The following is a 14,438-nucleotide window of genomic DNA, read 5'->3' as shown; positions in this document are numbered from 1 at the left end:
GATCATGCCACCTCCTGCAATTTGCCGTCCAACAGGTGCAAACGCCGTTCGCAGCGTGCAGCCAACTGCTCATCGTGGGTAACCAGGATCAGCGTGGTGGCGTAATCCCGATTTAGAGAAAACAGCAGATCCACAATACGTTCGCCGGTTTTACGATCCAGATTGCCGGTCGGTTCATCCGCAAACAGCACTCTGGGCCGCCCGCTAAAGGCACGCGCGATGGCGACACGCTGTTGCTCACCGCCGGATAGCTGCGCGGGCAAATGGTGCAAACGCTCGCCCAGACCCAATTGACGTAACAACTGTTCTGCCTGCGCACGGCTTTGTGCATCACTTTCACCGCGTAGCAATGCAGGCAACTGCACATTTTCCAACGCATTTAGCGTCGGCACTAACATAAATGCCTGAAACACAAATCCGACATCGCGGGCACGCAGCGCAGCACGCCCATATTCATCCAAGGCACCCAACGATTCGCCGAGCAGTTTGACATCACCTTCACTGCCGTCATCCAGCCCAGCGAGTATTCCCAGCAGCGTTGATTTGCCCGAACCGGACTCACCGATCAGTGCAATCGACTGCGCGGGTTTGACAACCAGCTCAACTCCGGTGAGGATGGAAAGCCGATGTTCACCCTGACCGACGTGCTTACTTAAATGATGAACTTCCAGAATATTTTCCGCCGACGCGGTGGCTGCCGAAGAGACGTCATTCAAAGACATATCTACATCCTTTTGCTGCTGGGATTACTCAGCGCCCGCGCCTTTGCGGCGGAAACGCTCCTGGTATTGGGAGACAGCCTGAGCGCGGGCTATCGCATGCCCGCCGCTTCCGCCTGGCCCGCCCTGCTCAATGAGCAATGGCAAAAAGCGAGCCCTGACGGCATCACAATCGTCAACGCAAGCATCAGCGGCGATACCGCATCACAAGGGCTGGCGCGCTTACCGGCACTGCTGCAACAACATCAACCACGCTGGGTGCTGATTGAAATGGGCGGTAATGATGGCCTGCGCGGCTTGCCACCACCGACCATCGAACAGGACCTGACCACCATCATCAATCAGGTGAAAACGGCTAACGCGCAGCCCTTGCTGATGCAAATCCGCCTGCCTGCCAACTACGGTCAGCGCTATACCAACACGTTCAGCGCTATTTACCCGCGACTGGCGCAGCAATTTTCCATCCCGCTGGTGCCGTTCTTTATGGAACAGGTTTATCTTAAGCCGGAATGGATGCAAGACGATGGTATCCATCCCACGCGCGAAGCGCAGCCGTTCATTGCCGACTGGATGGCAAAACAGCTTAAACCGTTAGTGAACCTGTGACCGCTTATTTGCGTCTTATTGCTAGTTAACCATGACTCTTGAAAAATAGGGCTTTTTACTTAGGTAAAGTTATGCAAAAAACGGTTTTGATTACCGGTTGCTCCAGCGGTATTGGCTTGATTGCGGCAGTAGACCTACGTCAGCGCGGCTATCGGGTGTTAGCCGCCTGCCGCCGCGCCGAGGATGTGCAACGCATGAACACGCTGGGACTTGAAGGGATCGCACTGGATTTAGACGATCCCGACAGCGTGGATGCCGCGGCTGAGCAGGTTATCGCATTGACTGGCAATCGACTGTACGGGCTGTTTAATAACGCTGGCTACGGGGTTTATGGCCCATTGAACACCATTTCGCGTCAGCAACTCGAACAACAGTTTGCCAGCAACCTGTTAGGCACGCACCAACTGACGCAGCGCTTGCTGCCCGCCATGCTGCCGCACGGCGAAGGACGTATTATCCAGACCAGTTCCGTGATGGGGTTTGTCGCCACCCCGGGACGCGGTGCCTACGCGGCCAGCAAATATGCGCTGGAAGCCTGGTCCGACACGCTGCGTATGGAACTGCACGGCAGCGGGTTGCTGGTCAGCCTGATCGAACCCGGCCCTATCGCCACGCGCTTTACCGATAATGTATCGCAAATGCAGGCAGAGGCGCCTGTCACCAATCCCGGTATCGCCCGGCGTTTTACCCTACCGCCCGAAGCGATACTTCCCAAATTGCGTCATGCGCTGGAAAGCCCGCGCCCCAAACTGCGCTACCCGGTAACGCTGGTGGCACATGAGCTTACCGTACTGCGCCGCCTGCTACCAGCCCGCTGGTTGGATGGGATATTGCGTACCCGTTCTTGATTAACGGCATATACTATTGACCCATAGCCATCACGATTCCGCACACAACACGGCGGAACGATGAACGTTACAACTGCTTGAAATGGCGTTATTCGCCCCCATTTATCCTTGAAACGGATGAGAGAGACTGCCATGCTAGACCCTAATGCCAACACCGCCCATTACGCGAGCGTGATGGATGTTAACGAGACCAACCTGCACCAGTTGTTGGAACAATCCATGCAACTGCCGGTGCTGTTTTATTTCTGGTCAGAACGCAGTCAACACTGCCAGGCACTCACGCCGGTGCTGCACAAGCTGGCACAGGAGTATGCCGGTCAGTTTATTCTGGCCCAGGTCGATTGTGATGCCGAGCAGCGCGTTGCGGCGCAGTTTGGTCTGCGCGCCATTCCGACGGTTTATCTGTTTAAAGACGGCCAGCCGCTGGACGGTTTCCAAGGTCCGCAGCCTGAAGAAGCGATCCGCGAACTGCTGCAACGGGTGTTGCCGCGTGAAGAAGAGCTGAAAGTGGCAGAAGCGCAGCAGCGTATTCAGGAAGGCGATCTCCCGGCGGCGCTGACGCTGTTGAAAGACGCCTGGCAGTTAAGCCAGCAGCGCAGCGATATCTGCCTGATGCTGGCCGAAGTGCAGATTCAACTGAACCGCAGCGACGATGCGCAAGCGGTACTGGACACCATCCCGTTGCAGGATCAGGATACGCGTTATCACAGTCTGGTGGCACAGATTGAATTGCTCAAGCAAGCCGCCGACACGCCAGAGATCCAGCAGTTACAACAACAGCTTGCTGCCGACCCCACCAACGCGGAACTGGCAGTGAAACTGGCGTTGCAGTTGCATCAGGTGGGACGTAACGAAGAAGCGCTGGAAAGCCTGATGGTGATGCTGAAAAAAGATCTGGCTGCCGCCGACGGCAACGCACGAAAAACCATGATGGATATTCTGGCGGCGCTGGGCACCGGCGATGCGCTCGCGTCGCGTTATCGTCGTCAGCTTTACGCGTTATTGTATTAATTCGCGTTGTTGTATGCGGTTTTAAGGTCTTGACCTCCCCCCGTGTCCAATGGTGCTGGGCAAACGGGGTCGAGGGGTGTGGGGACTGCACACCCCTCGTAGGGCGCGTGCTAAGCAAGTCGCTGAGAAACACTGTGCAATTTGCGCACGAAAACATCCCCGTTCCTCACATAAATCGCCATTGGACGCGGGGCCCCCAGAAAATCAAAAACAAAACACGTTACACTTTTAATCCAGCGTTTCCACCACTGTGATCCAGCCATGTCCGCCATACGGTGACCAACCGTTCAGCCAGCGGCGCAGCATGTTCATAGCCAGCATGGCAACCACTTCCTGATGGGTTTGCAGGCTATAGCGCGTCACATTAAACGAAATCGCCTCAGCAAAGGTGCCCTGCGGAGTGTGCAATGCAAGGGACAAACGATCGTCCTGACGATCGCTCACCACCAGCGCCAGCAAAGACTGATGCTCGTCAGCCAGGCGGTTTGCTACTTCTGCCAGCACGGTCAACGAAGCAAACGGCGTTTGCGCCCACAGCGCACCACCATTAAGCGGCACCTGTGCGGCGTTCAGTTGCCAATGGAGCAGGCCAGCGGTAAATGACTCCCCGACGGTCAACGTCAAATCTTTCTCAGTCAAACGGGCTTTGTTGAATAATTTAACCGTTTGATTTACATCTTCTTTAGTTAGAATGCATTTACAGAGAATGTATTTTGTTAGAACGACAAATCAAATAGTTAGCACAATAAAAAGCATTCCGAGAGGAAAAATTAGTCGTTGAAATTTTATAATGCTTATATAAATCAGTATCTTAAATTATTCAACAAAGCCAGTCAAACGCTGTGCCAGTTGGGCCGGCAACCCTTGAGTTCCTTCGAACAAGGCGTTTTCACACGCCACTGCGCGTACCGTCTCCCATGCGGATTCCATTGCGGCTCGCTACGACGCCGGGCCGATCAGCTTCAGTTCAATGATCGGCATGGAAGAACGATAGCCCAGCACCACCCCCTCCGGCAGCGGCAGGCTGTCGAGCTGGTCTGCCAAATCACTCTCTGAGCGACCAAAGGTGGTCAAGCGCAGACACAGCGGTGCAGATGCCACAGAAAAACGCTCACGCAGACGCGGCACAATCTGCTCATCCACCATCCGTTTAAATTCGGACGGTACGCCGGGCGTAAAGAACATCAAGCAACGGTTCAGCGGAGTCTGTAAAGAATTTTGTGTAAATGGCTCCATTGCTTAACCGGAGATTCGTTCTCCATACATCAACATGAATTGGCTCATAGCAGGTTTCCAGTCTCTGATTGGCAAGGTCCATTTAGCAGAGATATTATGCAAGGCTAGATAGAGTAATTTTATCACCGAGTCATCCGTTGGAAATATTCGTCGCGTTTTCGTTATCTTGCGCAATGAAGCATTTAACGACTCTATCGCGTTGGTGGTGTAGATAACCTTGCGGATCTCCGGCGGAAAGTCAAAAATGACGATGAGACGTTCCCAATTATTTCTCCACGACGGGCTGATCGTCGGGAACTGCTCATCCCATTTGGCCGCGAAGGCATCCAGGGCCTCTTCAGCGCCCTCTAGCGTTGCGGAACTATAGATGGTGCGCAGGTCAGCAGCAACGGCCTTACGCTCTTTCCAGCCGACGTAGCGCAGCGAGCTCCGCACCTGATGCACAATGCAGAGCTGTACCCGCGTATGCGGGTAAACAGCTTCAATGGCATCAGGAAAGCCTTTCAGGCCATCGCAGCAGGCGACGAAGATGTCCTTTAGCCCACGATTTTTCAGTTCTGTCATCACAGATAACCAGAACTTGGCCCCCTCAGTTTTGGCTATCCATAGCCCCAGCAGCTCTTTTTCGCCCTGGCCGTTGACGCCGAGGGCCAGATAAACAGACTTGTTGGCCACGGCTCCGCCGTCCTGGCTTTTGACAACAATACAGTCAAGGTAAACAATGGGATAAAGCGCATCCAGCGGCCGTTGCTGCCAGCGCTTAACTTCATCCATCACAGCATTGGTCACTTGAGAAATGAAGCCAGCGGAAACATCGACCCCGTAGACTTCTTTAAAGTGTGCCTGAATATCACGGGTTGATAACCCTCTGGAATAGAGAGAAATAATGCGGTCATCGAAGCCGTTAAGCTGTTTTTCGTTCTTACCGATCAGTGTCGGCTCGAAGGTATAGCTAAACGACTTAATTTTGATTACATTATTTAAATGAGCTATTCAATTGATTTTAGACGTAAAGTGATATCTACACGGAAAAACGAAGGGTTGAGTATCCGAGAAACAGCGAAGCAATTTCGGATTGGCCCTGCCTCTGTATCGCGTTGGATTAATCAAATAGAGTCAAAAGCATCGACCACGCGTCAGCGAAAGATCGATAAATCCGAGTTGATAAAAGATGTTGAACAATATCCAGATGCTTACCAAAAAGAACGTGCAGAGCGTTTTGGCGTTTGTCAGAAGGCCATTTGGCAAGCGCTTAAAAAGCTGGGATTGACCTATAAAAAAAACTCTACGTCATCCGAAAGCCGACGAAAACGCCCGGCAGGGATTTCAACAAAAAAAACAACAGTATGAAAAAGAAGGTAAACCTATTGTTTTTATTGATGAAAGTGGTTTTTCACACGATGCCCCACGGACTCACGGCTATTCCCCAAAAGGTCAACGGTGTTTTGGCCTGAAGAACTGGGGAGCTAGGGGAAGAACAAATGTTATCGGCGCTTTATTAGGCACAACGCTGTTTGCTATCGGATTATTTGATATCAATATTAACAGCGATGTTTTCTATGCCTGGGTCACACAAGTCCTTATCCCAGTACTCCCTAAAAACAGTGTAATCATGATGGACAATGCCACTTTTCACAAAAAACATAATATTCAACAAGTCATCATCGATGCAGGGTATATGGTGGAGTATTTGCCTACATATTCGCCAGATCTTAACCCAATTGAGCATAAATGGGCACAAGCAAAAAGCAAAAAGCAAAAAAAGAGAGATGGGTTGCGATACAGAGAGTTTGTTCTCAGTCCATATGGTGTAATCAAAATTAAGTCGCTTGGCTATACTGTTGCGGTCGCGCGGAATATCGAGCTCGATCTCCCCATTTTGGCTACGTACGCTCTTGGATGTCTTGCCATTGCGGGAGTTGCCTGAATGATTACCTGCCGGGTCATGCTTAGCATACCCAAGGTGCATCTCCATCTCAGCTTCAAGAACCCGTTCCGCCAGTCTTTTAGTCAGCACCTTGAGTAGGCCTGATTCACCCAGCATATCCTGAGGGGAGTGACAATCTTGAAGCAGTTGGTCAATAAGTTCGTTGCTGATAGGCATTTTGTTATCCTTTGAAGGTTTTCCTCAAAATGCCATTTACACAGATTATTTTACAGTCTCGTTCAGCGTTAACATAAACCCGCACGCTGTCCCTATCGGGTTATCCACCACCTCAGCACTGGCCGGAATTTGCGCCTGTTTACGGTTGCTCGGCGCCATTACACGCCCGCGCTCAGTGAAAAATGCCTCCATGCGCGCAATCCACTCAGGGTGTTCTACCAGCCCTTCGCCCACCGCCGTTACGGCCGCCAACGCGCTCAGATCGTCACTTGTGGGCCCCAGGCCGCCGTTCACAATCAGCACATCGGCAATCTGGCTACGTTGCGTCAGCGCCGCCACCAATTCTTCCAGCTTGTCACCGACCGTCATTCGGCTGGTCATCGGGAGGCCTTGTTCAAACAGGTAATCCGCCAACCAGGACGCGTTTGTATCCAGAATCTGTCCGTGGAGCACTTCGTCTCCGGTACACAACATCTCCACCCTCAGCATGTGCTACTCCTGTGTTTTTCTTTCACTGTAAAAATTCCCTCACAGAAAGACAATCGCTGCGCTCATCGCCGCCCACTTTTTGTGAAAGCGCCTAAATCGTAACACCAGCTTTACAGTCGTCGTAACGGCGTTTTGACATACTTTACCGAATACTCTAGTCTGCGCTGCCATAAGAAAAAGAGATAGCATCACACTCAGGAGAAAGGGTGAAAAATCGTACATTTGGCAGCATATTTATCGTTGCGGGCACCACCATTGGCGCAGGTATGCTCGCCATGCCGTTGGCAACCTCCGGCGTGGGTTTCAGCGTGACCTTCGCTATCTTGTTGAGCCTGTGGCTGTTGATGTGCTACAGCGCGTTATTACTGGTCGAAGTCTATCAATATCAGCCGTCCCATACCGGTTTGGGCACGCTGGCTAAAATTTATCTGGGTCAGTGGGGCCAATGGCTCACCGGCTTTAGCATGCTGTTTTTGATGTATGCCCTCACCGCCGCCTATATCAGTGGCGCAGGCGAACTTCTGGCAAGCAGCCTGCACCAGTGGAGTGGCTACGCGCTTCCATCCTCTGCGGGTATCCTGCTGTTTACCCTGTTAGCAGGCAGCGTGGTATGCATCGGCACCACATCGGTAGATTTCTTTAACCGTCTGCTGTTTAGCGGAAAATTGCTAATGCTGCTGGTCATGCTGGGGATGATGATTCCGCACGTCGAAAAACAGAACCTGCTGACGCTCCCGCTGCAACAAGGGCTCACGCTCTCCTCACTGCCTGTGGTGCTGACGTCGTTTGGCTTTCACGGCAGCATTCCCAGCATTGTGCATTATATGGGGGGAGACAGTCGCAAGCTGCGCCGTATCTTTATCATCGGCAGCGCCATCCCGCTATTTGTATATCTGTTCTGGCAATTGGCAACGCTTGGCGCGCTGAGTGGCAACACCTTCACGGCGATCCTGGCGCAGCAAGCCGGTCTAAATGGGTTGATGCAAGCGATCCGAACGTTGGTTGCCTCCCCGCACGTAGAAGTTGCGGTCCACCTTTTTGCCGATCTGGCGCTGGCAACCTCCTTCCTTGGCGTAGCGCTTGGCCTGTTTGACTATCTTGCCGATTTGTTCAAACGCAAGAACACGGCGCGTGGACGACTACAAACCGGTGCACTGACGTTTCTGCCACCGCTTATTTTTGCGCTGTTCTATCCGCAAGGATTTGTCATGGCGCTGGGTTATGCCGCCATTGCGCTCGCAGTGCTGGCGTTGTTAATTCCGGCGTTGCTCAGTTGGCGCGTGCGGCAACACCATCAGGTAGGTAGAGCGACGCCAGGCGGTACACCGGCGCTACTGCTGGTGTTTTTATGCGGTATTGGCATTATTGCCATCCAATGCACCATGGCGAGTGGCTGGCTACCAACGGTCGGCTGATCGCCTATCCCAGTAGGGCTTACTGACGCCCCACAAAAACGGGTGCCGCTGCTGCGGACACCCGTTTTTTATCACGCTACGCGTTGGCTTAGAAATTAAAGCCTGCGCCCAGGTAGAACGTATCGGCCACTTTGTTATCAGAGCGGCCGCTTTCACCACCGATATTCATATAACGGTAGCCAAGATCCAGGTTCAGCGGACGCAATACCTGCCAGCGCACGCCACCTTTTGCTTCTACATAGTGATCGATATGGCTGGAGAACGCATCCGGCGCATAATACCCTTCACCATACAGGGATAAATAACGGTTGATCGGGAACTGCAACCCACCGCCCAGCGCCACACCATAACCATCGGTCGCGTGTTGCTGGTTCAAATAGAGCGCTTTGCCGGCCACAGTCAGTGATACCGCGCCCAACGGCAACGTATAGCCCAGGCCGAAACCGTACACGTCATTGTTATCTTTACCATGACCGTAACTGACGTTAGCACCGAGACCAGGAACGCCCAGACCAAAGCCCGCGCTCGCGCCCGCATAGTCATCGCCCGCTTCCCCGGAAAGGCTAATAGCCTGAGCCGTCGCTGTTGCCAGCAGCAAGCTGCCTGCCAGGGCAATCGCAATCTTTTTCATTGTGTTTATCCTTAAATCGATCATTAAACGCTATACCCTAAATAATTCGCGTTGCAGGAAGGCAGCAAGCGCTGACCCGCAGGGATGAGGTTCATCCATCCCCATGCGCTTACTCAGGTAAGTGGTTCGAGTGAGCGAGCGCAGCCAACGCACCTGCAACGTGAAGTATGACGGTATACAAGCAAGACATCGCATCTGAGGAATTTTACCTGAATCAGTCCCGGTGACCAGCAACAAATTGCATTAATATCATCAACGAACGTGTAAAAAAGCGGCTTAATTCGCGCCATTGCGGTAGATTTTTTCCGCCCATGCCTGCACCTGCACCCGCGCAATTTTGATGCCACCGCCGTGTAATTCGGTGGGCAAAGCGTAGTAGGCGACCGGACGTTGAAAGCCCGCCAACTGCGGCGTGAGCCAGTCGCGGATCGCCGTGAGCGTCACCTCAGGGGAGACGTCGATCACGGCCACCGGGCGCTGACCAAATTCGGCATCCGACACCGGCACCACATATAGCCAAGCGACATTATTTTGATAACAGCCAGCTATGCTTCTTTGCCGCATATCAGGGCATAGGATGTAATCATTTTTAAGTCGGTTGGCTATACGCTTGTTTAACCTTCGGGTGTGCCAGCAGCAGCGCTTCAATATTTTCCGGCTGGATACCTTCATCACCGCTGAAGAACTGATTGTCCAAACGCCCCAGCACGTGCCACTCATGGTGTTGGAATACGCCACTGTCGCGCGTATGAAACCAACCGTCGCTGTCAGTGAGCGGCAGCAATGTACCATCACGCCAGTACCCTGCAGCCATGCTGTCACCGCGCAGCAGAATCTCCCCATCCTGCACGGCGATTTCTCGCGCCAGCAAAGGAAGACCGACGCCAGCTTGGCCATCGGCCCGCTTGGCACAGACCGTAGAGGCCATTTCCGTCATGCCATAGCCGCACCAGCAGCGAATGCCGCGCGCCTCGGCCTGCTGAGTCAGTTCTAGCGGAATCGCCGCACCGCCGAGCAATACCGCGCTTAACGAATCTGGCAAAGTGCCTTGCGCCAACAACCGCCACAACTGCGTCGGCACCAGTGAGGCATACGAGCAATCCTGCAACGCGTGCTCGAGCGGTTGTGCACTGCGCAGCACCAGTCGCGCCCCCACCGTCAACCAGCGCCAGACAATGCCCTGCCCGGATACGTGAAATAAGGGCAACGACAGCAGCCAACTGTCCTGCGCCGTAAAGGCCATCAGTTCAATCACCCCTTGCGCACTGGCAATATGTGCGGAGAACGCATGCACCACGGCCTTCGGCAGCCCGCTGGAACCGGAGGTCAGTGTCAGTGTGGCAAGGCGTGAGGCTTGCCATGCAGGGGGTTGCCGTTCTGACGGCGTCTCATCGGTAACCTTGTCGGGGTAATGAAGCATATTGCATGACAGCGGAAAATCAGCATCGGACGGTGCGACAGAAAGAAAATGCGCCACGCCAAGCGAGGGTAGCAACGTAGACAGCAGCGCCGCTGGCAATTGCGGATTCAGCGGCAACACCCGCGCTCCGCATTGCAGCAACGCCAGATATAGCTAAACGACTTAATTTTGATTACATTATTTAAATGAGCTATTCAATTGATTTTAGACGTAAAGTGATATCTACACGGAAAAACGAAGGGTTGAGTATCCGAGAAACAGCGAAGCAATTTCGGATTGGCCCTGCCTCTGTATCGCGTTGGATTAATCAAATAGAGTCAAAAGCATCGACCACGCGTCAGCGAAAGATCGATAAATCCGAGTTGATAAAAGATGTTGAACAATATCCAGATGCTTACCAAAAAGAACGTGCAGAGCGTTTTGGCGTTTGTCAGAAGGCCATTTGGCAAGCGCTTAAAAAGCTGGGATTGACCTATAAAAAAAACGCTACGTCATCCGAAAGCCGACGAAAACGCCCGGCAGGGATTTCAACAAAAAAAACAACAGTATGAAAAAGAAGGTAAACCTATTGTTTTTATTGATGAAAGTGGTTTTTCACACGATGCCCCACGGACTCACGGCTATTCCCCAAAAGGTCAACGGTGTTTTGGCCTGAAGAACTGGGGAGCTAGGGGAAGAACAAATGTTATCGGCGCTTTATTAGGCACAACGCTGTTTGCTATCGGATTATTTGATATCAATATTAACAGCGATGTTTTCTATGCCTGGGTCACACAAGTCCTTATCCCAGTACTCCCTAAAAACAGTGTAATCATGATGGACAATGCCACTTTTCACAAAAAACATAATATTCAACAAGTCATCATCGATGCAGGGTATATGGTGGAGTATTTGCCTACATATTCGCCAGATCTTAACCCAATTGAGCATAAATGGGCACAAGCAAAAAGCAAAAAAAGAGAGATGGGTTGCGATACAGAGAGTTTGTTCTCAGTCCATATGGTGTAATCAAAATTAAGTCGCTTGGCTATAGCTCAATAGCATCGCGGCACTGTTTTTCCCACGCAGTGCCACGATATCGTCAGGGTTGACCCCTTGCCGGGAAAAATCGGCGGCAAGGGCAGCGCAATGTGATGCCAGCCGTTGCCAGCTCCATGACTGCGCTTCCACCGTCAGCGCCAACGCCTGCGGTTTACGCGCGGCCCAATATCGCCAGGGCCAGTCCGTTATGCCTGCCATACCTTATCCAGTGATTCCAACGATTGCAGCGGCAGCACACTGTCCGGCCAGGCGCGCACCACCTGTCCCTGCATCAGATCCAGCGTGGCTTTGTTGAATAATTTAAGATACTGATTTATATAAGCATTATAAAATTTCAACGACTAATTTTTCCTCTCGGAATGCTTTTTATTGTGCTAACTATTTGATTTGTCGTTCTAACAAAATACATTCTCTGTAAATGCATTCTAACTAAAGAAGATGTAAATCAAACGGTTAAATTATTCAACAAAGCCATCCAGCGTATCCAGACCGGGAACCACATTCGGCGTCAACCACTGTGCGATATAGCTAAACGACTTAATTTTGATTACATTATTTAAATGAGCTATTCAATTGATTTTAGACGTAAAGTGATATCTACACGGAAAAACGAAGGGTTGAGTATCCGAGAAACAGCGAAGCAATTTCGGATTGGCCCTGCCTCTGTATCGCGTTGGATTAATCAAATAGAGTCAAAAGCATCGACCACGCGTCAGCGAAAGATCGATAAATCCGAGTTGATAAAAGATGTTGAACAATATCCAGATGCTTACCAAAAAGAACGTGCAGAGCGTTTTGGCGTTTGTCAGAAGGCCATTTGGCAAGCGCTTAAAAAGCTGGGATTGACCTATAAAAAAAACTCTACGTCATCCGAAAGCCGACGAAAACGCCCGGCAGGGATTTCAACAAAAAAAACAACAGTATGAAAAAGAAGGTAAACCTATTGTTTTTATTGATGAAAGTGGTTTTTCACACGATGCCCCACGGACTCACGGCTATTCCCCAAAAGGTCAACGGTGTTTTGGCCTGAAGAACTGGGGAGCTAGGGGAAGAACAAATGTTATCGGCGCTTTATTAGGCACAACGCTGTTTGCTATCGGATTATTTGATATCAATATTAACAGCGATGTTTTCTATGCCTGGGTCACACAAGTCCTTATCCCAGTACTCCCTAAAAACAGTGTAATCATGATGGACAATGCCACTTTTCACAAAAAACATAATATTCAACAAATCATCATCGATGCAGGGTATATGGTGGAGTATTTGGGCTTTGTTGAATAATTTAACCGTTTGATTTACATCTTCTTTAGTTAGAATGCATTTACAGAGAATGTATTTTGTTAGAACGACAAATCAAATAGTTAGCACAATAAAAAGCATTCCGAGAGGAAAAATTAGTCGTTGAAATTTTATAATGCTTATATAAATCAGTATCTTAAATTATTCAACAAAGCCGAGTATTTGCCTACATATTCGCCAGATCTTAACCCAATTGAGCATAAATGGGCACAAGCAAAAAGCAAAAAAAGAGAGATGGGTTGCGATACAGAGAGTTTGTTCTCAGTCCATATGGTGTAATCAAAATTAAGTCGCTTGGCTATACGTGCCAATTGCGTCAGCCCCAAACTCGACTCAATAAACTAGTTGCTGAATAGAGACTTGCATTTTTTGTCAGGCTATTGAGAATAAAAAGAGGTTTAACTTAGAGAATAAAGGTTTGAAATGATCAACAAAGAGCGGTTGTTACGAGATAATCGTTTATGTAAAGCAATCATTGGATTATCAGTCGAAGAATTGAAAAATTTAGCCGCTGAATTTTCAGCTTGTTATTTGATTTATCGGCAAAAGAATCGAAAAGATCACGAGCGGCAGATGGGTGCAGGGCAGCAAGGATTTATCCCAACCCCATTAGATAAACTGCTTTTTATTTTATTGTATTTAAAATGTTATCCGACCTATGATTTGCAAGGACTTCTTTTTGGTTTAGATAGAACACGGGTATGTCGCTGGGTAAAAATATTATTGCCGGTTTTAGAGATGACCTTGGGGCGAGAATGTGTTTTGCCCGCTCGTCAAATTCGCTCTGCTGAGGAATTTTTTCGCGCCTTTCCTGGAGTTAAAGACGTCTTTATTGATGGGACAGAGCGACCTGTCCAAAAGCCTAAGAATCTGCGTCGGCGAAAAAAAATGTATTCGGGAAAGAAAAGACAGACCACTCGAAAAGGGCTTATTATGACTGACGAAACAAGGCAAATTGGATTTATCCCCATGAGCAAAAATGGGCGCCGTCACGATAAACGCTTACTCGATAAAGTCGATATAATTCGCCATATTCCTCCTGAGGTAACCATCTGGGCAGATACCGGTTTTCAAGGTATAGATAAACAGCATCCTAATACACAAATCCCAAAAAAAGGAACTCGAAAAAGACCTTTATCGCCTGAACAAAAACAAGAAAATAAAATAATCTCGGGCATCCGTATTACAGTTGAACACGCCATCGCGGGTATCAAGCGCCTCGGTTGCATGACCCAAATTTTACGGAATCGTAGACCCTTTATTGAGAGACTGTAAAATAATCTGTGTAAATGGCATTTTGAGGAAAACCTTCAAAGGATAACAAAATGCCTATCAGCAACGAACTTATTGACCAACTGCTTCAAGATTGTCACTCCCCTCAGGAGCTTCTGGGTGAATCAGGCCTACTCAAGGTGCTGACTAAAAGACTGGCGGAACGGGTTCTTGAAGCTGAGATGGAGATGCACCTTGGGTATGCTAAGCATGACCCGGCTGGTAATCATTCAGGCAACTCCCGCAATGGCAAGACATCCAAGAGCGTACGTAGCCAAAATGGGGAGATCGAGCTCGATATTCCGCGCGACCGCAACAGTATAGCCAAGCGACATTATTTTGAT

17 protein-coding genes and 6 pseudogenes are annotated in these 14,438 nt (G+C 50.2%); 13 read left to right on the top strand and 10 right to left on the bottom strand.

Going from position 1 to position 14,438, the window contains the following annotated elements; genetic code table 11:
* Positions 1-2: 2 nt before the first annotated feature.
* Complete coding sequence (gene ybbA, locus ACQGXV_RS24330) at positions 3-722, bottom strand: putative ABC transporter ATP-binding protein YbbA (RefSeq protein WP_440863444.1); 720 nt, start codon at positions 720-722, stop codon at positions 3-5.
* Between ybbA and tesA the strand changes: the two genes are divergently transcribed.
* The 3 genes from tesA to ACQGXV_RS24315 all read left to right on the top strand — a co-directional run bounded on the left by tesA (position 660) and on the right by ACQGXV_RS24315 (position 3,184).
* The gene (gene tesA / locus ACQGXV_RS24325) at positions 660-1,325 is read left to right on the top strand and encodes a multifunctional acyl-CoA thioesterase I/protease I/lysophospholipase L1 (protein WP_440867585.1); all 666 of its coding nucleotides are present in this window, start codon (positions 660-662) and stop codon (positions 1,323-1,325) included. The genes ybbA and tesA overlap by 63 nt on opposite strands.
* Before the next feature lie 71 nt (positions 1,326-1,396).
* A complete protein-coding gene (locus tag ACQGXV_RS24320; RefSeq protein WP_440863442.1) occupies positions 1,397-2,173 on the top strand; it encodes an SDR family oxidoreductase in 777 nt (258 codons plus the stop codon).
* A gap of 132 nt (positions 2,174-2,305) precedes the next feature.
* Entirely contained in the window at positions 2,306-3,184 is an 879-nt protein-coding gene (locus ACQGXV_RS24315; RefSeq protein ID WP_440863440.1) for a co-chaperone YbbN, read from the top strand.
* 228 nt (positions 3,185-3,412) lie between these two features.
* Here the strand turns inward: ACQGXV_RS24315 and ACQGXV_RS24310 are convergent, their stop codons facing one another.
* The 3 genes and pseudogenes from ACQGXV_RS24310 to ACQGXV_RS24300 form a co-directional block, all read right to left on the bottom strand.
* Positions 3,413-3,823 carry a hypothetical protein gene (locus tag ACQGXV_RS24310; RefSeq protein ID WP_440863439.1) on the bottom strand — a complete coding sequence of 137 codons (411 nt, stop codon included), beginning with the start codon at positions 3,821-3,823 and terminating at the stop codon, positions 3,413-3,415.
* 192 nt (positions 3,824-4,015) lie between these two features.
* Positions 4,016-4,384, bottom strand: a pseudogene (locus ACQGXV_RS24305) (nicotinamide mononucleotide deamidase-related protein YfaY); the annotation flags it as partial.
* Between the two features lie 39 nt (positions 4,385-4,423).
* Positions 4,424-5,368, bottom strand: a pseudogene (locus tag ACQGXV_RS24300) (IS256 family transposase); the annotation flags it as partial.
* A gap of 36 nt (positions 5,369-5,404) precedes the next feature.
* On the opposite strand from ACQGXV_RS24300, the gene ACQGXV_RS24295 reads away from it, so the two are divergent.
* The gene (locus ACQGXV_RS24295; RefSeq protein ID WP_440862584.1) at positions 5,405-5,770 is read left to right on the top strand and encodes an IS630 transposase-related protein; all 366 of its coding nucleotides are present in this window, start codon (positions 5,405-5,407) and stop codon (positions 5,768-5,770) included.
* On the top strand, positions 5,694-6,347 hold the full coding sequence (locus ACQGXV_RS24290) for an IS630 family transposase (protein ID WP_440867584.1): 654 nt from the start codon (positions 5,694-5,696) through the stop codon (positions 6,345-6,347). The genes ACQGXV_RS24295 and ACQGXV_RS24290 overlap by 77 nt, the downstream gene beginning before the upstream one ends.
* Here ACQGXV_RS24290 and ACQGXV_RS24285 read toward each other — a convergent pair.
* Both ACQGXV_RS24285 and ACQGXV_RS24280 read right to left on the bottom strand, forming a co-directional pair.
* Positions 6,261-6,524, bottom strand: a pseudogene (locus ACQGXV_RS24285) (transposase); the annotation flags it as partial. The gene ACQGXV_RS24290 and the pseudogene ACQGXV_RS24285 sit on opposite strands and share 87 nt — an antisense overlap.
* 57 nt (positions 6,525-6,581) lie before the next feature.
* A pseudogene (locus ACQGXV_RS24280) lies at positions 6,582-7,013 on the bottom strand (molybdopterin-binding protein); the annotation flags it as partial.
* A 206-nt stretch (positions 7,014-7,219) separates the two neighbouring features.
* Here ACQGXV_RS24280 and tyrP point away from each other — a divergent pair.
* Complete coding sequence (gene tyrP, locus ACQGXV_RS24275; RefSeq protein ID WP_440863437.1) at positions 7,220-8,428, top strand: tyrosine transporter TyrP; 1,209 nt, start codon at positions 7,220-7,222, stop codon at positions 8,426-8,428.
* 88 nt (positions 8,429-8,516) lie between these two features.
* Here tyrP and ACQGXV_RS24270 read toward each other — a convergent pair whose 3' ends face one another.
* Together ACQGXV_RS24270 and ACQGXV_RS24265 are read right to left on the bottom strand one after the other, a co-directional pair.
* Positions 8,517-9,059, bottom strand: a complete 543-nt coding sequence (locus tag ACQGXV_RS24270; RefSeq protein ID WP_440863436.1) for a YfaZ family outer membrane protein — start codon at positions 9,057-9,059, stop codon at positions 8,517-8,519.
* A gap of 276 nt (positions 9,060-9,335) precedes the next feature.
* Positions 9,336-10,629, bottom strand: a pseudogene (locus tag ACQGXV_RS24265) (2-succinylbenzoate--CoA ligase); the annotation flags it as partial.
* 35 nt (positions 10,630-10,664) lie between these two features.
* On the opposite strand from ACQGXV_RS24265, the gene ACQGXV_RS24260 reads away from it, so the two are divergent.
* Both ACQGXV_RS24260 and ACQGXV_RS24255 read left to right on the top strand, forming a co-directional pair.
* Positions 10,665-11,030 carry an IS630 transposase-related protein gene (locus tag ACQGXV_RS24260; RefSeq protein WP_440863104.1) on the top strand — a complete coding sequence of 122 codons (366 nt, stop codon included), beginning with the start codon at positions 10,665-10,667 and terminating at the stop codon, positions 11,028-11,030.
* Positions 10,954-11,487: an IS630 family transposase gene (locus ACQGXV_RS24255; protein WP_440862665.1), complete on the top strand. Its 534-nt coding sequence runs from the start codon at positions 10,954-10,956 to the stop codon at positions 11,485-11,487. Before ACQGXV_RS24260 ends, ACQGXV_RS24255 begins: the two co-directional genes overlap by 77 nt.
* 6 nt (positions 11,488-11,493) lie before the next feature.
* Here the strand turns inward: ACQGXV_RS24255 and ACQGXV_RS24250 are convergent, their stop codons facing one another.
* Both ACQGXV_RS24250 and ACQGXV_RS24245 read right to left on the bottom strand, forming a co-directional pair.
* Positions 11,494-11,718, bottom strand: coding sequence for an AMP-binding protein (locus ACQGXV_RS24250; RefSeq protein ID WP_440863434.1), 225 nt, complete (start codon positions 11,716-11,718; stop codon positions 11,494-11,496).
* Complete coding sequence (locus ACQGXV_RS24245) at positions 11,706-11,858, bottom strand: hypothetical protein (protein WP_440867836.1); 153 nt, start codon at positions 11,856-11,858, stop codon at positions 11,706-11,708. The genes ACQGXV_RS24250 and ACQGXV_RS24245 overlap by 13 nt, the downstream gene beginning before the upstream one ends.
* Before the next feature lie 222 nt (positions 11,859-12,080).
* On the opposite strand from ACQGXV_RS24245, the gene ACQGXV_RS24240 reads away from it, so the two are divergent.
* The 5 genes and pseudogenes from ACQGXV_RS24240 to ACQGXV_RS24220 all read left to right on the top strand — a co-directional run.
* Entirely contained in the window at positions 12,081-12,446 is a 366-nt protein-coding gene (locus tag ACQGXV_RS24240; protein WP_440862584.1) for an IS630 transposase-related protein, read from the top strand.
* Positions 12,370-12,804 carry a transposase gene (locus ACQGXV_RS24235; protein ID WP_440867583.1) on the top strand — a complete coding sequence of 145 codons (435 nt, stop codon included), beginning with the start codon at positions 12,370-12,372 and terminating at the stop codon, positions 12,802-12,804. The genes ACQGXV_RS24240 and ACQGXV_RS24235 overlap by 77 nt, the downstream gene beginning before the upstream one ends.
* Positions 12,805-12,924: 120 nt before the next feature.
* The gene (locus ACQGXV_RS24230; RefSeq protein ID WP_440863350.1) at positions 12,925-13,101 is read left to right on the top strand and encodes a transposase; all 177 of its coding nucleotides are present in this window, start codon (positions 12,925-12,927) and stop codon (positions 13,099-13,101) included.
* A 144-nt stretch (positions 13,102-13,245) separates the two neighbouring features.
* Positions 13,246-14,097 carry a transposase family protein gene (locus ACQGXV_RS24225; protein WP_440863433.1) on the top strand — a complete coding sequence of 284 codons (852 nt, stop codon included), beginning with the start codon at positions 13,246-13,248 and terminating at the stop codon, positions 14,095-14,097.
* A gap of 50 nt (positions 14,098-14,147) precedes the next feature.
* Positions 14,148-14,411 (top strand): annotated as a pseudogene (locus ACQGXV_RS24220) (transposase); the annotation flags it as partial.
* Between the last annotated feature and the right edge of the window lie 27 nt (positions 14,412-14,438).

Origin of the sequence: Symbiopectobacterium purcellii (assembly GCF_052050035.1) — a bacterium.
Lineage (GTDB): Bacteria > Pseudomonadota > Gammaproteobacteria > Enterobacterales > Enterobacteriaceae > Symbiopectobacterium > Symbiopectobacterium purcellii_A.
This window is presented reverse-complemented; position numbering and strand designations above follow the sequence as displayed.